Annotated in this window: 16 protein-coding genes and 1 tRNA gene; 1 reads left to right on the forward strand and 16 read right to left on the reverse strand. The window is 61.0% G+C overall.

Annotated features, from left to right (window positions below; all coding sequences use genetic code 11):
• Positions 1-3: 3 nt before the first annotated feature.
• From DW892_RS02965 to DW892_RS02980, 4 genes are all read right to left on the reverse strand, one after another.
• On the reverse strand, positions 4-798 hold the full coding sequence (locus tag DW892_RS02965) for a PTS sugar transporter subunit IIC (protein ID WP_117634395.1): 795 nt from the start codon (positions 796-798) through the stop codon (positions 4-6).
• A gap of 36 nt (positions 799-834) precedes the next feature.
• Entirely contained in the window at positions 835-1,758 is a 924-nt protein-coding gene (locus tag DW892_RS02970; protein ID WP_117765552.1) for a PTS mannose/fructose/sorbose transporter subunit IIAB, read from the reverse strand.
• Positions 1,759-1,941: 183 nt separating this feature from the next.
• Positions 1,942-3,024, reverse strand: coding sequence for a DMT family transporter (locus DW892_RS02975; protein ID WP_117765554.1), 1,083 nt, complete (start codon positions 3,022-3,024; stop codon positions 1,942-1,944).
• A gap of 366 nt (positions 3,025-3,390) precedes the next feature.
• The gene (locus tag DW892_RS02980; RefSeq protein ID WP_117765556.1) at positions 3,391-4,383 is read right to left on the reverse strand and encodes an SIS domain-containing protein; all 993 of its coding nucleotides are present in this window, start codon (positions 4,381-4,383) and stop codon (positions 3,391-3,393) included.
• A gap of 205 nt (positions 4,384-4,588) precedes the next feature.
• On the opposite strand from DW892_RS02980, the gene DW892_RS02985 reads away from it, so the two are divergent.
• On the forward strand, positions 4,589-5,311 hold the full coding sequence (locus DW892_RS02985; RefSeq protein WP_117637435.1) for a GntR family transcriptional regulator: 723 nt from the start codon (positions 4,589-4,591) through the stop codon (positions 5,309-5,311).
• Positions 5,312-5,854: 543 nt separating this feature from the next.
• Here the strand turns inward: DW892_RS02985 and DW892_RS02990 are convergent.
• From DW892_RS02990 to DW892_RS03045, 12 genes are all read right to left on the reverse strand, one after another.
• A complete protein-coding gene (locus tag DW892_RS02990) occupies positions 5,855-6,445 on the reverse strand; it encodes a GNAT family N-acetyltransferase (RefSeq protein WP_117765558.1) in 591 nt (196 codons plus the stop codon).
• A 77-nt stretch (positions 6,446-6,522) separates the two neighbouring features.
• Positions 6,523-7,548 carry a low specificity L-threonine aldolase gene (locus DW892_RS02995; RefSeq protein ID WP_117765560.1) on the reverse strand — a complete coding sequence of 342 codons (1,026 nt, stop codon included), beginning with the start codon at positions 7,546-7,548 and terminating at the stop codon, positions 6,523-6,525.
• Positions 7,549-7,593: 45 nt separating this feature from the next.
• Positions 7,594-8,457 carry a phosphatase PAP2 family protein gene (locus DW892_RS03000; protein WP_117765562.1) on the reverse strand — a complete coding sequence of 288 codons (864 nt, stop codon included), beginning with the start codon at positions 8,455-8,457 and terminating at the stop codon, positions 7,594-7,596.
• A gap of 88 nt (positions 8,458-8,545) precedes the next feature.
• Positions 8,546-12,178 carry a transcription-repair coupling factor gene (gene mfd / locus DW892_RS03005; protein ID WP_117765564.1) on the reverse strand — a complete coding sequence of 1,211 codons (3,633 nt, stop codon included), beginning with the start codon at positions 12,176-12,178 and terminating at the stop codon, positions 8,546-8,548.
• 157 nt (positions 12,179-12,335) lie between these two features.
• The gene (gene nth, locus DW892_RS03010; RefSeq protein ID WP_117765566.1) at positions 12,336-13,001 is read right to left on the reverse strand and encodes an endonuclease III; all 666 of its coding nucleotides are present in this window, start codon (positions 12,999-13,001) and stop codon (positions 12,336-12,338) included.
• Between the two features lie 63 nt (positions 13,002-13,064).
• Positions 13,065-14,867 (reverse strand): ABC transporter ATP-binding protein, encoded by a 1,803-nt coding sequence (locus tag DW892_RS03015; RefSeq protein ID WP_117765568.1) that lies wholly within the window; start codon positions 14,865-14,867, stop codon positions 13,065-13,067.
• A 124-nt stretch (positions 14,868-14,991) separates the two neighbouring features.
• Positions 14,992-16,347 (reverse strand): DNA recombination protein RmuC, encoded by a 1,356-nt coding sequence (rmuC, locus tag DW892_RS03020; RefSeq protein WP_117765570.1) that lies wholly within the window; start codon positions 16,345-16,347, stop codon positions 14,992-14,994.
• Between the two features lie 124 nt (positions 16,348-16,471).
• The gene (locus tag DW892_RS03025) at positions 16,472-16,906 is read right to left on the reverse strand and encodes a hypothetical protein (RefSeq protein ID WP_117735428.1); all 435 of its coding nucleotides are present in this window, start codon (positions 16,904-16,906) and stop codon (positions 16,472-16,474) included.
• A 684-nt stretch (positions 16,907-17,590) separates the two neighbouring features.
• Positions 17,591-18,130 (reverse strand): rubrerythrin, encoded by a 540-nt coding sequence (gene rbr, locus DW892_RS03030; protein WP_035136761.1) that lies wholly within the window; start codon positions 18,128-18,130, stop codon positions 17,591-17,593.
• A gap of 114 nt (positions 18,131-18,244) precedes the next feature.
• Positions 18,245-19,150, reverse strand: coding sequence for an adenine glycosylase (locus tag DW892_RS03035; protein ID WP_117765572.1), 906 nt, complete (start codon positions 19,148-19,150; stop codon positions 18,245-18,247).
• Between the two features lie 21 nt (positions 19,151-19,171).
• Complete coding sequence (locus DW892_RS03040; RefSeq protein WP_117765574.1) at positions 19,172-19,657, reverse strand: Rrf2 family transcriptional regulator; 486 nt, start codon at positions 19,655-19,657, stop codon at positions 19,172-19,174.
• A gap of 359 nt (positions 19,658-20,016) precedes the next feature.
• Positions 20,017-20,094, reverse strand: a tRNA-Asp gene (locus DW892_RS03045).
• Positions 20,095-20,287: the final 193 nt, after the last annotated feature.

Consider the following 20,287-nt stretch of genomic DNA (forward strand, 5'->3'; position numbering starts at 1 on the left):
TCCTTAGTCTTCGTCGTCTTCGAGCGGATCGTAGTCGGAATCGACACCGGCGGTTGCATGGGAGCCATTGAACTTGAAGCCCATGAAGACGATAGCCAGGCACACACCGATCAGAGCGACCGCGATGACGGACAGGTTGAGGTAGGCGGCGAGCAGGAAACCGATGAACAGGAACGGGGTCATACCCTTCTTGATCATCATGGTGAGCAGCAGAGCCAGACCGTAGGCGGTCATGATCTTGGTCGAAACGTTCAGACCAACGGACAGCCACTCGGGAACCATGTTGACGATGGCCTGAACCAGGTCGGTGCCAACAAAGACGGCCAGGAAGATCGGCAGGAAGTACATGATGGCGTACAGACCGGAGCCGGCGCAGATGTGCATACGGTAGGCGGTCTTGAAGTTACCGTTATCGATCGCGCTATCGGCCACATGGGTGAGGGCGGCGATGATGGAACGGAACACGATGCCGAGGAGCTGACCCAGGACGGCGACCGGGATGGCGATCGTCATGGCGGTCTCAGCAGAAGCATCGGTCAGGCACGCGAAGGCAGCTGCCACGATGCCGCCCAGGACCATATCGGGCGGAACGGCGGCGCCGACCTGCACCAGGCCCATGGACACGAGCTCGACGGCGGCACCGACGGCAAGGCCGGTGGGCACATCGCCCAGCAGCAGACCGACGAGCGTAGCGCCAACGAGGGGCTGCTCGAAGTTAAGACGACCGAGCAGGCGGGAGTCCCACATGCAGAACACGCCGACGAGGCCGACGAGCACCGCACTGATGAACGTATTCATACCCTTCTCCTTTCAGTCAGGCAAAAGCCTGGTTGATTACAGCTTGGCGTCGATGTCGACGCTCTGATACGTAGGGGTCTGCTGGACGTAGAGCTTGATGCCCATGTCGAGCAGCTGGTTGACGTCGGCCTTCTGGGTGGCGTCGAGGAAGACGGAGCTGTCCTTGCCGCCGATCTGATCGGCACCGTCGTGGTTGGCGGTGGCGCCCAGGTTGATGGCGTCGAGCTTGTAGCCCTGGCAGAACTGCAGCATCTCGGCCGTGTTGCCAAAGACGAACATGACGCGCTCGCCGAGGGTGTTGAGCTTGTCCATCTTGGCGAGGGCACGCTCGACGGTAAAGACGTTCAGGCGCACGCCCTGGGGCTTGGCAAGCTTGAGAGCGCCCTTCTTGATGTCATCGTTGGCGGCAGCGTTGTCGACGACGATGATGCGCTCGGCCTGGACCTTGGTGGTCCAGGTAAAGACGACCTGGCCGTGCAGCAGACGGTAGTCAAGACGCGCGAGGACGATCTTGGCGGGGCCGGAGCTGTGACGGGGTGCCTTGGCCTTCTTGGCGGGAGCCGCGGCGACCTCGACCGGTGCGTTGGGGTTGGTCAGACCGGTGCGGGCCTCGTTGATGAGGGCCGCGAGCTCGGCACCCTTGATGGGGGCGGGGCTCATAGCGAGCGTCAGTGCCAGCGGGATGTTGAAACCGCTGACAACCGTGAACTTCGTGCCGTTCTTGGAAAGCTCGACCATGTTGTTGTTGACCGAGCTGCCGAGCATATCGGTCAACACATAGACGGTGTCGTCCGCGTTGAACGTGGCGATCATGGCGTCCACCTTATTGGTGATGGGCTCCTTGTCGTCACGAGCAAGCGACACGACGTGGACGTTCGACACGTCGCCGAGAACCATCTCGAGCGTGTCTTTGGCGCCTGCGGCCAGGCCGCCATGAGATGCGAGAATGATCTGATTCATCTTGCCTCCTCCTTTTCGTTATGGTCATTATAACGTCTTATACGTTGCGGATATTGATAATTAGTATATAAACCGTTCGCGGGTGAAAAACGACCGTTGGCGGGTTTAACGCAATCGAAACGATGGTCTTGGGTAGGCCGGCGCTGGCTGGATAACCCCAGGTCGGACGCCGCGCGCAACCCCCTATCGCACGAAGTACCAGGGGCTTTCCTGCACGGTGGGCTCCAGCGCAATGCCCGTGCGCTCGCGGAAGAGATCCATGTCCTGCGATTTCTCCGTCCACCACGCGTTGGGCTTAAAGGTCATGCTCTCAACGACATGACCGACAAACACACTGTTGCGCAGCTTGGAAAAGTCGGTGTTCATAATCACGATGGACGCGAGCACCAAAACGATGCCCAGAACTTTGATCGCGCCGGCGGGCTCGGCGTAGACACCAATGCCCAGCAGTACGGTGACGACTGTCTCGAATGACATTACGACGGGAACTTTCGACGTCTCGAGCCCCATGGACAGACCCTGCATATATAAGATGTAAGCCACAGCTGTGGGGATGAGTCCAAAGCCAAGGAACAGCAGCAGCAGCTGTGGCGACATTGCCGCGGCGACATCCGGCCACGGAGCCGCGATAGCTGCCATAACCGCACCGCCAAAAACAAGGCCCCAAAACGTGACAGCCAGCGGGTGGACCGTCTTGGTTGCTATCCGGCTAAACACCGCGAGCGACGCGCCACAAAAGCCCGCAATCACGCCCGACGTGACGCCCCAAACCGAAAAATGAAAACCGGAAAGGTCGCCATCGGTCACTGCAAGCACACAGCCACCGATGTTAAAAGCGATGGCAACGAGCTTGTTGGGAGTCACATCCTCGCGATAAAGTACGCGGCCGAGCATGACGCCAAACACCGGCGAGGTGTAGAGCAGCACCGAGGCCGTGGACATGCCCACCTCGCCCATGCACTCGTAATAAAGCGTGTTAGCGGTGGCGAGGCCGATAATGCCAAGAAGCGCACAAGGAACAAGCTCTTTAGGACTTGCCTTGAACAGTGCCAGGGGACCCGATGCCTTTCCCTCACGAGCACCTCCCTGGCAACCCATGAATGCCAAGACCGGAGCCATTAAGACGGCACCCGACAACAAGCGAAAGGCAGCCATACTCTGGGACGTAACGCCCATGGCCGAGATGCCGTTTACAAAGATTCCGATGCTGCCCCACATAAGCGCGGCGATCAGCACCAGCACATAGCCCAGATTGCTTTTCTTCAACGCAGCCTCCTCGGTATTGTTTCCAATATGTTTCACACTACGTTATAGTCGTTATATACATTTTTCAAGGCACAAATCGGCAGACGGGAAAATCTGCTTTTCCGCTACAACCCATTAGTGCAAAGAGGCCAGGTTCATATGCACCAACTTGGTGCATATGAACCTGGCCCCAATGCACCAACCCCTTAACAAACACGACGACGCCGACGTTTTGGCAACGTCAGCGAGCGCCCGTCATTTGAGCCAAGGTGCCGTGAAATGAAAAGGCGCTGACCTTCTGGTCGCGCCTTTGAAATTGAACGGCAGATTGGCCAAATGCCGGGCGCGCAGCGTCGAGCCGTTACGCCGTTCGGTAGAACGGCGTAACTAGTAGTCCAGCTTCCACATGTAGCGGCGCGTCATGTAGTCCTTGTGGGTAACGGCAGAGAGTGCACGCATGTACACGTTGTTGAGGATCGGGGCAAAGATCAGGTGGTTGAAGTACTCGCTCACGCTGTCCTTGATGTCGTTGAGGCCGAGCTCCTTGGCGTCGAGCTGATAGACGCGCTCGCCACCGTGCTGATTGACAAAACGGATGCCGCGCTCGTCGTTGCAGCGGCTGCGGCCGACGCTGATGAGCTGGAACAGCGAGGTACGCTTGTCCAGAATCTCGAAGGGGCCGTGGAAGAAGTCGCAGGTGTTGATGGTGCAGGAGTCGATCTGCAGCATCTCCTGCACGTTGCAGATGCTAAAGACGTAGGCGGCACCAAAGAGCGGACCCTGAGCCATCACGTTGATGCAGGGCTTGTCGGCGTTCTGCTCGGCCCACTTGGCAGCAAGCGGACGGGTGTACTCGACGGCCTTTCGATAGATGGGGTCGACCAAGTCGAAAGCGGCCATAGCGGTCTCGTACTCGGCATAGCCCTCGGTCTGCTGCGTAAGCTCCATGGCGATCATGGTCACGACGGCGGAGTTGGTGCGGCCCATGCAGGACTCATCGACGGCCAAGCTGTCATACTGGATCTTGTAGTCGCAGACTTCGGTGAGGCCGGACTCGTCGACATAGATGGCGATGGTGCTGGCGCCGTGATCCTTGGCGACCTGGGCGGCGACGATGGTCTCCTTGGTGCCGCGCATGGACACGACGACGGCCAGGGTGTTCTCGTTAACGTAGGCCGGGGTGGCGTGCACGAACTCGTTGCTGGTGTAGCTGGAGCTCACGACCTGCGTGGCCTCGTGCTCCATAAAGTACTGGGCAGGATAGTTACCGCCGTTGGATCCGCCAGCGCCGATCCACACGACGCGCTTGATGCCGCCCTTGTCCGCCTTGTCAGCCAAAACCTGGGAGACGACGTCCTTAACCTGTTCCTGAGTAGTCATCGTGCATCAGCCTTTCTTCTCGTTTGATGCTCTCGATGGCATACAAGTTACATACATGTTTTGGTTATGTCGACTAGTTGTATGCTATATTTGTCTTAGAAATTTTGCTGGTAAAGTTTTCGGCAATCTATTACCAGCGGTTTTGTTGTCATGTTGGATACATGCTTGGTTCGGTAAGCATATAAGTTAGATACAGGTTATTCGCATGAGCACTTCGTCAAAAAAGAACTTGGCCCAATACGAGCGTCTGGCGGGTACGCTGCGTGACCGCATCGCCGCCGGCACCTACGCACGCGGAGACAAGCTGCCGTCCGAGATGGAGCTCATGGACGAATCGGGGCTGTCGCGCAGCACCGTGCGCCACGCGCTTAAGGTGTTAGTTGACGAGGGCCTGGTGCGCACCGAGCGCGGACGTGGCACCTTTGTGGCCGACACGCCCGCGCTCCACGAGAACAACCTGGTGTTTTCGAGCTATACCAAGCAGGTCGAAGGCCGGGGCATGAAGCCCACCACGCGCACGGTGGACTCGGGCTTTGCCAAAGCAATGGGCAGCGTGGCCAAGTTCTTTGACGCTACCGTGGGCAGCAAGCTTGTCAAACTTGTCCGCCTGCGTTACCTGGACGATGCGCCACTGTGCCTGGAGACCACCTATCTACCACCGAGCTTTGAAGCACTCATCGATCGCGATATCAACGGTTCGCTCTACGCCACGCTGCGCCAAGAATTCCATCGCGCGCCGGCACAGGGGCATAAGACCTTTGAGGTGTGCTACGCCTCGCAAAACGAGGCGTTTTTGCTCAACGTTGAGCGCGGGCAGGCACTGATCCTTATCACTGACTACGTCTACGACACCGACGGCCGCCCGCTGCACATCTCCAAGCGCATCCAACGCACCGACCGCGCCAAATACACCGAGCCCATCGGCTAGCGCGCCAAACCAGGCAAAATGCACCTAATATACGTTTTACCTGCGGTTTTTATAAAATCTCAAACCAGCATGGCGCAAATGCCAGCATCGCCTGGCAACGCACGCCGTCCAAGCTCAACTGTTCCTGTCCAGAATATCCAGCACCGTAAACCTAAGTGAGTAGACTTTTCGCGATCTGCCGAGCACACCCAAAACAGCCATCTCTGTGACCTGCGGTTTTAGTAAGGCAGATGCGCTTTGTGCTCGCCCTGCGCCAAAAAGTCTACTCACTTAGCTCGCAAGGCGTCCCGAGGGGACGATTCAGGTCAAAATAGCATACGAACGCCGTGCTTCTTGCGGCGATTTGATGCCACAAGACAGCCAAAAACCTGCCAAAAAGGGACAGGTCTAGTTTGGTCGGTTTTATCTGGAGCTTTGCTGCATCCGCAGGTCAATCGCCTTGGTCATACACACCCAAAACAAAAGCCGCCGCGAAGGTATCCGCATCCTTCGCAGCGGCTTGCAACGTTTGCCCAGATAAAACCTGCCAAAATAAACCTGTCCCTAAATGGTAGGTTTGGGGAGGTCGGGGAACCAGGTTGGTTTGGGTTGGTTGGGCGTGCGCTCGGCCAGGACCAGCTCCATCCAACACATGTCGTACCAGCGACCGAACTTTTGGGCGCAGCGGTCGAAGGCACCCACCAGGCGATACCCCATATGGGCATGGAAGTCCTGGCTGTTGTGCGTCAGGTACTCGTCGTCCTTGTCGTGCGGCACGGCGATGAGCGCGCACATGTTGGTGATGCCCATCGCGACCAGACATTGCTTGAGCGCGTCATGCAGCTTGCGGCCCAGCCCGCCGTGGCGCACATCACGCGCCAGGTAGATCGATGTCTCGACCGACCAGTCGTATGCCTCGCGGCTGTTGAGCGGACTCACATAGGCATAACCTACCGGACGCCCATCCAGCTCCATCACCAAATACGGATAGCGCTTGAGCGTGCGCTCGATGCGCCCGGCGAACTCCTCAACGCTCGGCACCTCGTATTCGCAGGTAATCGCCGTCTGGCGCACATACGGCTCATAGATGGCAAGCAACGCCGGCGCATCATCGGGCGTCGCCAGGCGAATCGTCGGCTCGGACATCTCGGTCATACAACCCTTCCCCCTCAAAAACAAAGGCCGCCTTGCGCCAAACCCAGCGCAAGGCGGCCCCTCGTCATTACATCAGGCTACAGAACCGCCGCCAACGCGTCGATATCCTCCTGCGTCGTGGCCCAGCTGGTGCAAAAGCGCACCACCGTGTGGGTCTCGTCGTACTTTTCCCAGTACTCGATCGCCGCATGCTCGCGAATGCGGGCCATGTCCTCGTTGGGCAGAATCACGAACTGCTGGTTAGTCGGCGTCTCCAAGAAGAACCGGTAGCCGTGCTCGTGCAGCACGCGACGAAGCGCCTGCGCGGTTTCGATCGCCTGACGGCCAATCTCAAAATACAGGCCATCGGTAAAGAGCGCCTCAAACTGGACGCCCGTCAGGCGGCCCTTGGCCAACAGCGCACCGTGCTGCTTAATGCGCGGAATGGGATGCGCCGGAGCGTGTATGCCGCAAAACACCACAGCCTCGCCGCACAGAGCGCCGCACTTGGTGCCGCCGATGTAGAACACGTCGCACAGCTGCGCCAGCTCGGGCAGGGTAATGTCGCACTCATCGGCCGCCAGCGCATAGGCCAGGCGGGCACCGTCCACAAACAGCGGAATCTGGCGCTTCTGGCACACCGCATGGATCGCCGCGAGCTCGGCCTTGGAGTACAGCGTGCCGTACTCGGTCGATAGGCTCACGTACACGGCGCCTGGGAACACCGTATGCTCGTAGCTCTCGTTTTCGTAGAACACCTGGATATAGTTCTCGAGGTCCTCGGCGTGCATCTTGCCCTCGTAGCCGGGGATGGTGAGCACCTTGTGGCCGCCAAACTCGATGGCGCCCGCCTCGTGGCAGGCGACGTGGCCGGTCTCGGCAGCAACGACGCCCTCGTACGGCGCGAGCAACATGTCGATCACCGTCGCGTTGGCCTGCGTGCCGCCCACCAGAAAAAACACGTCGGCATCGGGGGCCTGGCAGGCCTCGCGAATAAGTTGCTTGGCGCGCTCGGTATGTGCATCGGTACCGTAGCCGGGCTGCGGCTCCATGTTGGTATCGACGAGCGCCTGCAGCACCGCCGGGTGTGCGCCGTGGGAATAATCGTTGTTGAACGCGAGCATGGCAATCCTCTCTTACCGGGTATCGGCCAGATGATTCAAACGGAGCTATTGTACGCCGTTGGGATAGGCAATGCGCGCGGCAAGGCACTCAAGCGCCAGCACCAGAGCAAAGCCGCAGCTCACGTCACTCAAAAAGTGCGCTCCGATCACGATGCGGCCAAGCGCGACGAGCGCCGCGACCACAGCCGCCGTCCAAAAGACCACACGACGGCGTGACGGCTTTTCCTTAAAGGCCGCCGCGGGAAGCCCGGCGAGCATAAGGCCGATCGCCGCGTGCGCCGTGTGTCCGCTCGCAAACGACTTGAAGCCGTCCTTGATCACGCCGGCGGCGATATAAGTCCACTTGTCGGGGTTACCGATCACCCACCACGGCTGAAAATCGAGTCCCGGCGTGACCTCGATCACGCGCATGCGCGGACGCGACCACAGCGGCTTGACGATCACGTTGAGGATGATGGCCTGAGCGATCCACACGGCAAGCACCATCAACGCCCAGCGCGTGAGCTCGTCGGGCTCGGTCGTGCGCGTGAGGCGATAGACGATAAGGTTGGCAGCGATGACCAGCACAAACGTCAGCACCAACTGAGCCGCAATGAGTTTACCGCCAACCCTCAGGGACGAAACGATCTCGTAGCCGGTCAGGCCAACGTTGACGAGGATGCCGAGCGCGGCAAGCCATTTGCTGCCCCTGGAGTCGGGACGCACCGCGCGCACGAGCATAACGCCCGCGATGCTCGCCGTCAGCTCAAACGGCAACTCGCCAGCGGCCTCGATAAAGCGGCCGTACATGCTGCCGATGTTGAACAGCGCGCTCGAGATCTGATAATCGAAGAAACTGCCCACGCCCAGACAAAGACACAGGACAACCGCGATAGCGGCGGCGTCTTTCTTATAGATGTACCCGAACATGCTTTCCTTTCGATGGGGCTGGAATCAACCTGCGAGGTGACGGGGCAAAGAACAACTGGTAGCTCTGCCCCGCCACGCCCCCTACTTGTTAGTCATCGTCGCTCGCGCCTAATTGCTGCAGCAGCATGAGTGCCGCGGCCACGGGGCCGGTGCCGTCGTTGGCGTCGAGGCCGCGACCCAGGCCGCTGCCCGCGCCGGCGCCCGCCTTGTAGGGCACCGACAGCTTGCGACTCTTGGGAAAGTTCACCGCGCCATAGCGGGTCTTTAGTTCAAAGGCCACCTTCTTGGGCACGTCGACGCCCAAAAACGTGATGCGGCCGCCACTGAGCGTGACGCTCTCGAGCCCCAGGCGCTCGCCGCGAATGCGGATGCGCGCGCGATTGAACAGGTTGAGTCCCGCCAACGGCAGCTCGCCATGCGCGGCCTCGGTCTCCTCCTGCACCTCGTCGATACTCTCCAGGTCCTCAGCCGCAGCGAGCTTGCGGTACACGAGCACGCGCTGGTCCACCGCCGGCAGGTACTCCTCGGACAAGAAGTAGTCGGCCGGCAGGTTGATGCCCACGCTCGCCGCCTCCACGCCGGCATCGTCGTCGCCGCGCGCCTCGGCCACGGCCTGTCCCAGCATCTGCGTAAACAGGTCAAAACCCACACTCGACAGGTTGCCGTGCTGCTCGGCGCCCATAAGCGAGCCGGCGCCGCGGATCTCCAGGTCGCGCATGGCGATGCGCATGCCGCTGCCCAGGTCCTGGAATTCGGAAAGCGCGGTCAGGCGCGCCGTTGCCTCCTCGGTGAGCGGCAGCTCACCCGGGAACATAAAGTACGCGTAGGCCTGCGTGGCAGAGCGGCCCACACGGCCCTTGAGCTGGTAGAGCTGCGCCAGGCCCAGGCGCTGCGAGTCCTCGATGATGAGCGTGTTGGCGGTCGCGTTGTCGATGCCGCTTTCCACGATGGTCGTGGCAATAAGCACGTCAATCTTCTTGGTCGCGAACTCGATCATCACGTCCTCGACCTCGCGCGGGCTCATCTTGCCGTGCGCCACGCCCACGCGCGCCTCGGGCGCGGCCTCGTGCACGCGCGCCACGGCATCGTCGATGGTCTTGACGCGGTTGGACACGTAGTAAACCTGACCGCCGCGGCCCACCTCCAGGCGAATCGCTGCGCTCACCACATCGGGGTCGTACTCCCCCACGTGCACGATCACGGGACGACGCCCGGTCGGCGGCGTGGTGATTAGGCTCATGTCGCGCACGCCGCTCGTGGCCATCTGCATGGTTCGCGGAATAGGCGTTGCCGAAAGCGTGAGCACGTCAATCTGCTCGCGCAGGTTCTTGAGCTGCTCCTTGTGCTGCACGCCAAAGCGCTGCTCCTCGTCGATGATCACCATGCCCAGGTTCTTGGGGTTCACGTCGGCAGAAAGCAAGCGGTGCGTGCCGATGAGCACATCAATCGTGCCCTCGGCAAACGCCTTGAGCGCGCGCTTCTGCTGCGCCGGGGTGCGGAAGCGGCTGAGCACTTCGACCTCGAGGCCAAACGGGGCAAAGCGCTCAAAGAACGTCTCGTAGTGCTGCTGGGCCAGAATAGTCGTGGGACAGAGCACCATGACCTGGCGGCCGGAGTCAACGCACTTAAACGCCGCGCGCAGGGCAACCTCGGTCTTGCCGAAACCCACGTCGCCGCACAGCAGGCGGTCCATGGGCTTGGGCGCCTCCATGTCGGCCTTGATATCGGCGATAGCCTCCAGCTGGTCGCGCGTCTCGTCGTAGGGGAAGCTCTCCTCCATCTCGATCTGCTCGGGCGTGTCGGGCGGGCAGGCGATACCGGTAATCGACGAGCGGCGCGTATACAGGTCGACCAGGTCAAACGCCAGCTTTTTGGCGTTCTTGCGTGCCTTGTTGGTGGCACGCGTCCAGTCGGCGGTATTGAGCCTGGTCAGGCGCGGCTTGTCGCCGTCGGGGCCAACATAGCGTGTGATGCGGTCGACCTGCTCGAGCGGCACGTAGAGCTTGTCGCCGTCGGCATATTCCAGCAAAAAGTAGTCGCGCTCCTTGCCGCCCACTTCCTGGCGCGCGATCTCGCTAAAGAGCGCGATGCCGTGGGTAGCGTGCACCACGTAGTCGCCCGGCTTAAACGGGAAGGTGATCTGCGTGATGTCAACCTTGCGGCGGCTGCGCGCGCGGTTGGCATCCATGCGGGCGTTGAGGTCGGCGATCGAGAACACGGCCAGGTTGGCATCGGGCACCACCACGCCCTGCGGCAGAGCGGCATCGACAAAGGTCACGCGTCCGCGCGAGATGGTGGGCACGGCGGCGCCGGCGACAGCCTGCGCGGCACCCGCCTCGAGCGAGCGGGCGTTGAGCGCGTCGGCCTTACGCTCGCGAATGGAAGCATGGGCCTCCTGGCGTGCGGCACGGTCGGCGGAATCCGCCGCTGTCACGCGCACGCGGTCGCCGATAGCGCCGACATTTTCGGGCGCCGCGGTCAGCGATTCCTCAAAGGTAATGCCCTCGTCGCCAAAGGTGAGCTCCATCGACTCGCGCGCACCGCGGTCGGGGATGGCAAACACGCAGGCATAGCGCTTGTCCACGACCTCCTGGATGCGCGTCATAAAACGGTTGTCCGAGCCTGCGATGGCCGGCTGTTCAATCTTGAGCTCGGCCGTCACCGCACCGCCGGCACGGATGAGGCTCACATAGTTCAGGCGCTGCTGGGCACCAAAATCGAGCTGTTGGGCGCGCACGTACAGACCATCCAGGCGGTCAATCCCTGCCTCGCCGGCACGGGCCTCAATATCCTCGTAGGCGCGCAGGCAGTCGTCGAACAGCGAGCGCGGCTCGGACAGAACCACGAGCGCCTTGCCGCTCACGTGCGCCAACGGGCTTACGGTCTGGCCGTACATCACCGGCAAAAAGCGGTCGAGCTCGGGCGTGACAATGCGCGCATCCACCATCTCGAGCAGCGCCGCCAGCTTGCTATCGTCCTGGCTGGCGCGATAGAGCGCCACATGCATGTTGTGGACCGCCTCGTCGGTAAGCGCCAGCTCGCGGCAGGGGAAGATCTCGATACTGTCCTCGTTACCGATGGTCTGCCCCGTGGAGCTCACCATGCGGCGTATGCGATCGATCTCGTCGCCAAAGAACTCAATGCGCACGGGCGCCTTTTCCTGCGCGGGAAACACCTCGACGGTGTCGCCGTGAACGCGGAACAGACCGGGCGCATCAGCGGCACCGGCATTGGTGTAGCCCATGCCCACCAGGCGCTGCGGCACCTCGTCAAAAGGAATCTCCTCGCCCACCGCAAAGGTGGTGGACTCCCAATAGCGGCTCTCGACCGGCGGCACGCAACGCAGTAGCGCGCGGGCCGAGGCGACCATGATGCAGTTATCGCCGCGCACGATGCGCCCTAAAGCCTCGCAGCGTTGGGCCACCTCGGCGTCGTCGGGCGCCTGCTCACGCCATGGATAGTCTTTGCGCTCGGGAAAGCGGCACACATGCGCCAGACCCACATAGGCGGCCAGGCTGCGCGCGGCGCGATCGGCCGCGTCCTCGCCGCTCACGATGTAGACCGTGGGACGCGGACGGCGCGCAAACTGAGCTGCCGCCATGAGCGTGCGGCCCGACTGCGACACGGCCAGCGTCACGTCCTCGCCGGCATCGAGTCCGGACTCGACGGTCTGCAGCGCCTCGGCAGTGTAGAGCTGCGCGGCTATACGGTGAATGAGCATGCTGTTCCTCCGGCATCGCAACGCCAAAAGCCCGCCGGGGCAAGCTCGGCGGGTCGTACGTCAAATACATTGTCTGTCATGGTAGCGCATGGAGAGGACTCCGGCTCAAGGGCAAACCCAGCCCCGCAAAAAACGCCAGACGAAGATGCGTTCCGCCCTACCCCGCCACGCGCACGCTGGGGCACAAATCTGCCAGCGGACACTCGTCACACTTGGGTTTGCGGGCGTCGCAGATCTCGCGACCAAAGGTGATCCACTGATGGTTGACCGACTCCCAATACTCGTGCGGCAAAATCTTGAGCAGATCCTGCTCGGTCTTGAGCGGTTCCTTGGCATGCGTCTTGGGACTCAGCATCAGGCGGTGCGCAATGCGGTTGACGTGCGTATCCACCGCGATGCCTTCCACGATGCCGTACCCCACGTTGAGCACGATGTTCGCCGTCTTGCGTCCCACGCCCGGCAGCTTCACGAGTTCCTTCATGTCGGCCGGCACCTCGCCGTCATAGTCGGTGACGATCATCTGCGCGGCCTCGACGGCATGCTTGGCTTTGCTCTTGTAGAAGCCGAGTGACTTGATGGTGTCCGCCACGTCAGCCACGCTCGCCCCGGCCATGGCCTCGGGCGTGGGCCACTGGGCAAACAGCCGCGGCGTCACTTTGTTGACCTGCGCATCGGTCGTTTGCGCCGAAAGCAGCACCGCGATCAGCAGGCGGAAGGGATTCTCGTGGTCCAAAAAGCACTCGACCGGGCCATAGCGACGGTTGAGGCGCTCACACACCTCGATGGCGCGCTCGCGCTTGGCGGCATTGGTCTCGCGTGGCATAACGACTCCTCGGCTCAACGGCACAATAAACTAATGGGCACAATTGTCCCACGTCCGAGACGCTTACGCCTCCAAGAATGCGCCGGTCTGACGGCTCCACAGGCTCGCGTACTCGCCACCCGCCTCGACGAGCTGCGCATGCGTGCCGTCCTCGACAATCTCACCATCGGCCAGCACCACAATGCGGTCGAGCGCCGCCACGGTGGACAGGCGGTGCGCCACCACAATGGAGGTACGTCCACGCATCAGGTTTTCGAGCGCCTCCTGCACCAGCGCCTCGGATTCACTGTCCAGGGCAGACGTCGCCTCGTCGAGCACCAGAATCGGCGCGTCGGTGAGGATGGCACGGGCAATGGCCACGCGCTGGCGCTGACCGCCCGAAAGCTTGACGCCGCGCTCGCCCACCATGGTGTCAAAGCCATGGGGCAGGCGGTCGATGAATTCCAGGGCATTGGCCAGGCGCGCGGCCTCGCGGATCTGCTCGTCAGTGGCATCGGGACGACCGTAGGCAATGTTTTCGCGAATGGAGCGGTGGAACAGCAGCGCCTCCTGCGGCACGTAGGCAACTTGGCGGCGCAGGCTCTGCTGCGTACAGCGCGAGACGTCCTGGCCGTCCACGAGCACGCGGCCGCCCTGCACATCGTCCAAGCGCAGCAACAGCTTGGTAAGCGTCGTCTTGCCCGAGCCCGATTTGCCCACCAGACCCACGCGCTGGCCCGCCGCCACATGGAGCGTCAAGTCGTCGAATACGCTCTCGCCCGCCGCGGCGTCACGATAGGCAAAGCTCAGGTGCTCAAAATCAATCGCGCCCTCGGTCACTTTGAGCTCAGGGGCGTCCGGGTCGTCTGCCACCAAACGTGGCTCGTCCAGCACGCGCGTCATCTCGGCGGCGTCACCCAGCGCGCGGTTGATACGCTGCATCATGGAGCTCACGTAGTTCAGACGCATGGTGAGGTTATACGTGTAGGTAAAGATCATGACGAGCGAGCCGGCCGAGATGCCAAACCACGCGTTGCCGCCCGCCACGAACACACTCACCACGGCCATGGTGATGACGATAAGGCCCGAGGTCGTAAAGTTGCGCTGCATCATGGCGTGCATCGAGACCGTCTCAGCGTCGCGCGCGGCACGATCGGCGGTGTCGAACAGATCGCGTTCAAAGTCCTCGCGTCCGCAGGTCTTGACGGCCAAGATGTTCGTGACCGCGTCGGAGAGCACGCCCGAGAGCTTGTTTTGCGCGGCGGACGTCGCGGCCGAAAGTGGCATGATGCGCTTGTACATAAGCCAGACAAACGCAATGTAGACGACCATGATGCCCACCAGGATCACGGTAAATGTGGGCACCACCGGGGCGAGTGCCGCCACCGTGCAGACGACCGAGGTGATGGTGGGAATGAGCGAATACACCGTCACGTCCACCAGTCCCGTATAGCCGCTCATAAAACGGCTCGTCTGGCTCACGAGCGATCCGCCAAAACGGCTGGTGTGAAATGTCATGGATTGGTTGGAGAGCGTGTCGAAGCACAGACGCGCCAGGTGATAGTTGCCTGCAATCTCGAGCTTGTAGACGGTGTAGTCCTGTAACTTGGAGAGGATCTGACCCACCAGGTTAACGAGTACGAGCGCCAGGATATAGGGGCCGAAGACCTCAAACACCTGGTCACCCGCCACGGGACCGGCTTGAACGCGGTCGACAATGAGGGCCATCACATAGGTATTGGCAAACGTCAGCAAAAAGATGTAGCCCGCCGACGAGAACACCGAGAGAAAGACAATCAGCGGCTGCGTGCGCGTGACACCCCAAAACCGCTGCAGCGTGCGGCGCACGGTGGAGCGTTTGAGCGGACTGGTGCTTCTCTGAGACATGGGCTTCCTTTCGCGTCTGATAGGGCGAAACGCCATTGTTGCACATTGGGGCACGCTCCAGACAAGTGCGATGCGAAAAGCGCTGCGCCCCGCGCCTGCGCAGACGCCCCGCTGTCAGGTGCGGCTAGTCCTCGTCTTTTTGGTCTGTGAGATGGTCCGCGGGCGTGAGTCCCAAGATCTCATCGGCTTGGTCGGCGTCTTCCAGCGCGTCGATGTCCTTGAGTTTGCGCTCCATGACGTTGGTGCGCGTGGTGATGATACCCTCGACCGTTTTGCCCGCGGTCTCGATCTGCTGCTGCGCGCGACGCAACGCCGCCTGATAGCGCGGCAGCTCGGCCTTGACGGCGGAGAGCACGCGCAGCACGTCGTCGGTGCGCTTTTGCAGCTTAAACGTCTGGTAGCTCATCTGCAGACTGTTGAGGATGGCAGCCATGGTGCTGGGGCCGGCAACGTTGACGTGATAGTCGCGTCCCAGAGCCTCGATAAGCCCGGGGCGGCTGACAATCTCGGCGTACAGGCCCTCAAACGGCACGAACATGATGCCAAAGTTGGTGGTCGCAGGCACGCTCAGGTACTTCTCGCAAATGTCCTTGGCCTCGCGTTTCACCATCGCATCGAGCGTCTTGCGCGCAGCGGCGACGGCCTCCGCGTCGCCCGACTCCTGGGCATCGAGCAGATGCTCATACGCATCACCCGGGAATTTGGAGTCAATCGGCAGCAGGACGGGGTTGCCCTCGTCCACCGGCAGCTTGACGGCAAACTCAACGCGCTCCGAGGCGCCGGGCTTGGTGGCGACGTTTTCCAGATACTGGTCGGGCGTAAGCATGTCCACCAGGATCGCGCCCAGCTGCACCTCGCCCAAAATGCCGCGCGCCTTGACGTTACCCAGCACGCGCTTAAGGTCGCCCACGCCAGTGGCGATAGATTGCATGTCGCCCAGGCCCTTGTACACGGCCTCGAGCTGGTCACTCACCTGCTTAAACGATGCAGACAGACGGTCGTTGAGCGTGCGGGAGAGTTTCTCGTCCACCGTCGCGCGCATCTGATCGAGCTGCACGTTGTTGTCCTTGCGGATGGCACCCAGCTGAGCATCGACCGTCTCGCGCACCTTGTCCAGGCGCTGCTCGATGCCCTCGCGATTGGCGCCGAGCTGTTGGGCCGTCTCGCGGCGCAGGTCGTCCATCCGATCACCAGCTTGCGAGAACTCGCGTGCGATGGTCAGGTAACGTTGCTGCTCCACGGCCGCATCGGTCGTCTGCTGCTGCGCGATGGCATTGGCCGTGCGGCGGGTTTCAGCCAGCGCGACGTTCAGGGCATCGAGCGCATTGTTGGCCTGCTCGAGTGCCGCCAGCGTTTCCGTGCTACTGTCGCCACGCCCCCGCAACTCGACACGCAGGTCTTTAAGCTGCAGGGCGCAAACCACAGCAACTCCCACCGCCACTAAGGCGATTACAACAAGCACAGCATCAATAGCAGACATAAACTCCGCCCAACAAACCCAATCGAGCACCAATCAAAACCGCGATCAATCTTACCCCGCCACACACACGGATCACTCACTGCCTTGCAGACAAATTTCTCTTAGAGCCGCGGACGCTAAAACGCTAGCTCTCCCAACCGGCGCGGATGGTTGTTATGACGTCACCTAGGCGCTGGCCCAGGGCCGCTAGATGTTGAAGCACCTCGTTGGGCGATGCGCCATTGAGGATGCACGTGAGGGCATACGACGCCAGAAAGATGGCCGCAAGCCCCAACGGGATGAGCACGATCATCGCCAATGTGCGCAGGCGCTGGCCCAACCGGCGGCGGCGCGCGCGGCGCTTGTCGAACGCGAGCTCCTGCGCATATGAATCTTGCTGTACGGAATAGGCCTCTGGCGCCGATTCACACCCGGGCACAGCTGCAGGTACAGCAGCGGGCACGACGTTTTGCACGGGCGCCTGGTTGGCAACCCCTTGCATTTGCATCTCCATGAGTCGTTGCTGCTGACGCAGCATGCGCTCAGCTTGTTGCTGCGGAGTCTCAAGAAACAGATCCATGTTGGCCTCCAAAATCGGGGCATTCGACGCTTACGACCAGCATCCCGCACCGCCATGACCGCGACAACGCAATCGCCGGCAATAGCCACAAAGTTTCTTTTGCTCAAAAGCTGTCGAAAAGCTCAACAACTCCCCTACCAGCACTTTCTTTGAGCTTTTTTCGCCAGCAATCTTTTGCCCTTTCGCCCTTGCGCCAACCGACCAAAACCTAACCAAAAGCTTGACGAAAATTGTGGAGACCGGGACCTCAAGTAAAACGTGACAGCCCCAAGCGAAACAGCCTGGACAGTTAGTTCAGATATGTATAAATCAGACCCCCCACAGAAGGGCCGACACGCTCCGTTTGCCGCATTTTAGTCCCCCATAACGGACATCAAAGACCCAAAGTCAGGCGTAACAGGCATCCAAATGACGCCCAACAGACCTCCAAGGACCCAAAAGACAGCCATCGAGCGATTGGAAAATACGAATCTGAACTAACTGTCCATCCCCACACAAAACGTGCCGCCCCATAGGGGGCGGCACACAAACTTTAATATCAGCTTTTCTGTAGCGAGCACGCGACGACCCAACGCCGGGGCGCGGGGCGGGGAGATACCTTCCCCTCGCGCGACTCTGCGAAGCCGTGAGCGAGAGGGGAAGGTATCTCCCCGCCCCGCGCCCCGCAGCAGCCAGCGCCACGCGCTAGTAGTTCACCACCTGCTCCTCAAAGTACGCCTTCGGGTGGTTGCACACCGGGCACACCTCGGGCGCCTCGGCACCAACATGCAGGTGTCCGCAGTTCAGGCACTTCCACACCTTTACACCCTCGCGCTCAAACACCTCGCCCGACTCAATGCGCTCGACGAGTTTGTTGTAGCGCTCCTCGTGGGCCTTCTCGACGGCGGCGACACCACGGAACTTCTCGGCGATCTCGACAAAGCCCTCCTCCTCGGCGGTCTTGGCAAACTCGTCATACATCGTGGTCCACTCGTAGTTCTCACCCGCAGCGGCATCACGCAAGTTGTCCAAGGTGTCGGGAACGGCGCCGTCGTGCAGATACTTAAACCACAGCTTGGCGTGCTCGGACTCGTTGCCTGCGGTCTCGGCAAAGATGTTCGAGATCTGAACGTAGCCATCCTTCTTGGCCTTGGATGCATAGTAGCGATACTTGGTGTGTGCCTGGGACTCACCGGCAAAAGCGGTCTCGAGGTTCTTCTTGGTTTGGGAATTCTCAAAATCCATAGGTGTACTTCCCTTCAACGCATGCCGCCCGTAGGCTTCGAGCGGCCTCGTCTTTAGGATGCCCTCATGCCGGAAATCTAAACCTTACAATCCTGTTCTTCAGATTTGCACAGGCTAGATGCTCAGCCAGCGATCGCCCTCGGCTCGGCAAAAGCCCTCACGCTCCAGGTCGGCTAGAATGCCCGCGACAAGCTCGCGCTCGACCGGTCCACGCCCAGCCGCCGCTTCCATCTCGTTAACGCCCACCACGGCACCAGCAAGCGTAATCCCCGCCGGCTGGCCGTCGCGCGCTGCCAGCAACATGCGCACGATATGCGCGCGCTTTTGGCGACGCGAGCCCTCAAACTTGGACTGACGACTATAGCCCGCCGAGCGCCTGGACGGGTTGGGCAGCGTCTTTTTAAGATACGCGCCGTAATCCAGCAACGCGTAATACCACGCGCGCGGCGTGTCGGCATCGTCTTGAGGCACGGCAAAGGGTGCGATCTCGTCCGCCGCCGTGCCGGGGGCTGCCGGACAGGCGGCCTGGATCAGCGGCACCAGCTCGCGATCGGGAACAGCCGGCACATCGGGAAAGAAATGATGCAGAAAGACCGTGCGCACGTTGGTCTCCAGATACACACCCGGAAGATCAAACGCAAACGAACGGATGCCCTGCGCCGTCGCCGGGCCAATACCGGGCAGCGCGACCAGATCGCGCGTCTCGCGCGGAAACTCCCCATTCCAGTCCTCCACAACGCACTGTGCGGCCCTATGGAGCGCCAGAGCGCGGCGATTGTAGCCCATCCCCTGCCACGCATCCAAGACATCGGAGGGAGCGGCCTGAGCGAGCGCCTGGACGGTCGGAAAGCGATCGAGCCACGCCGGCATGCGCGTCTCCACGCGCGGCACCTGCGTCTGTTGCAGCATGACCTCGGAAAGCCAGATGATATACGGGTCGCGCGTGCGGCGCCACGGAAGGTCGCGATAACGCAGGACCCCTTCCGAACGAATCATCGAACGAAAGGGGTCCTGAATCATGGCAATGCTCCTTATGCTGCGCTATTCCTCCCGGCAAGCGCACGCGCAGGTGGCGTACTCGGGAAACGCATCGCGGTCGGCGAACTTGGGATCAACAGCCGGGAACTGGCGATGGGCGACAATATCGCCGAGCGAAACGGAATCGAGATAGTCGCGCATCAACGCCTGGGCTCCGGCCCACAGGGGATGATAGCAGCACGTGCCCATGCGCGCACAGTCGCCGTCAGGCGCGGTGCAGTCGTTCATAACCATGGGGCCCTGAACAGCCTCGACGACCTGGCGGATGGTGACATCGTCCGGACTGACCTTGAGACGCATGCCACCGCGAACGCCACGCAGGCTCTCCACAATACCGGCCTGGACCAAACCGTGCTGAATCGAGCGGGCAAACGAATACGGGACATTGACCTCTTCGGCAGCGGTGCGAACAGAAAGCAAACGCTCCGGATCCTCGGCAAGCATCGCCAACATACGAAGGGCGTAATCAGTCTTCCTCGATATGTCCATTTTTCCCCTTTCAAGGAATACGAACAGCTCGAACGAGCTCCGGGGCCGAGCTTGTGTCGAGACGCTAAATGACCGCTAGGACATCCAAATGATAAATTGGATATCCACTGAGTGCCGCGCTTGGAGCGAAATGCATCAGATGCGGCCTACAGTGCAATTTAGTATAACCTAACCCCCTGTCTCGTTGAACAGGTGTTGCGCAACAAAGCTGTTGTTCAGACAAATATACTTATTGGATTTTACTTGCGTTCCCGAAGGCGCGGGGATTCTGGGAAAAGATGCATCAGGGCGATCGTTCTATCGAAACAAAGTGTATCAAACGCAAAAAGCCACGTCCGAAGACGTGGCTTTAATTGCGTTGGCGGGAAGTACGGGGCTCGAACCCGCGACCTCCGACGTGACAGGCCGGCGCTCTAACCAAACTGAGCTAACTCCCCAGGCAGGCGTTCGCGTTTGTTTCCGCTCGCGTGCGCTGCGGGGATTAGTATACACAGAAGTCTGTCCGGCGCGCAACAACTTTTTTGAAAAAATTTTTCGGTCCCTCCGGGAGGGTCTCCGGGGCTGGGGGCGGGGGTTAAGTTTGCTGCTCTACAGTCCTGCGCAAGACGGAAAGCACATTAAGTGCTTTCC

This window comes from Collinsella sp. AM40-7AC, assembly GCF_003468125.1.
Classification (GTDB): Bacteria; Actinomycetota; Coriobacteriia; order Coriobacteriales; family Coriobacteriaceae; genus Collinsella; species Collinsella aerofaciens_O.

Coding starts and splice junctions, on each gene's coding strand:
- DW892_RS02965 (WP_117634395.1), bottom strand. CDS start 798: ATGAATACGTTCATCAGTGCGGTGCTCGTCGGCCTCGTCGGCGTGTTC.
- DW892_RS02970 (WP_117765552.1), bottom strand. CDS start 1,758: ATGAATCAGATCATTCTCGCATCTCATGGCGGCCTGGCCGCAGGCGCC.
- DW892_RS02980 (WP_117765556.1), bottom strand. CDS start 4,383: ATGACTACTCAGGAACAGGTTAAGGACGTCGTCTCCCAGGTTTTGGCT.
- DW892_RS02985 (WP_117637435.1), top strand. CDS start 4,589: ATGAGCACTTCGTCAAAAAAGAACTTGGCCCAATACGAGCGTCTGGCG.
- DW892_RS02990 (WP_117765558.1), bottom strand. CDS start 6,445: ATGACCGAGATGTCCGAGCCGACGATTCGCCTGGCGACGCCCGATGAT.
- DW892_RS02995 (WP_117765560.1), bottom strand. CDS start 7,548: ATGCTCGCGTTCAACAACGATTATTCCCACGGCGCACACCCGGCGGTG.
- DW892_RS03000 (WP_117765562.1), bottom strand. CDS start 8,457: ATGTTCGGGTACATCTATAAGAAAGACGCCGCCGCTATCGCGGTTGTC.
- mfd (WP_117765564.1), bottom strand. CDS start 12,178: ATGCTCATTCACCGTATAGCCGCGCAGCTCTACACTGCCGAGGCGCTG.
- nth (WP_117765566.1), bottom strand. CDS start 13,001: ATGCCACGCGAGACCAATGCCGCCAAGCGCGAGCGCGCCATCGAGGTG.
- DW892_RS03015 (WP_117765568.1), bottom strand. CDS start 14,867: ATGTCTCAGAGAAGCACCAGTCCGCTCAAACGCTCCACCGTGCGCCGC.
- rmuC (WP_117765570.1), bottom strand. CDS start 16,347: ATGTCTGCTATTGATGCTGTGCTTGTTGTAATCGCCTTAGTGGCGGTG.
- DW892_RS03025 (WP_117735428.1), bottom strand. CDS start 16,906: ATGGATCTGTTTCTTGAGACTCCGCAGCAACAAGCTGAGCGCATGCTG.
- rbr (WP_035136761.1), bottom strand. CDS start 18,130: ATGGATTTTGAGAATTCCCAAACCAAGAAGAACCTCGAGACCGCTTTT.
- DW892_RS03035 (WP_117765572.1), bottom strand. CDS start 19,150: ATGATTCAGGACCCCTTTCGTTCGATGATTCGTTCGGAAGGGGTCCTG.
- DW892_RS03040 (WP_117765574.1), bottom strand. CDS start 19,657: ATGGACATATCGAGGAAGACTGATTACGCCCTTCGTATGTTGGCGATG.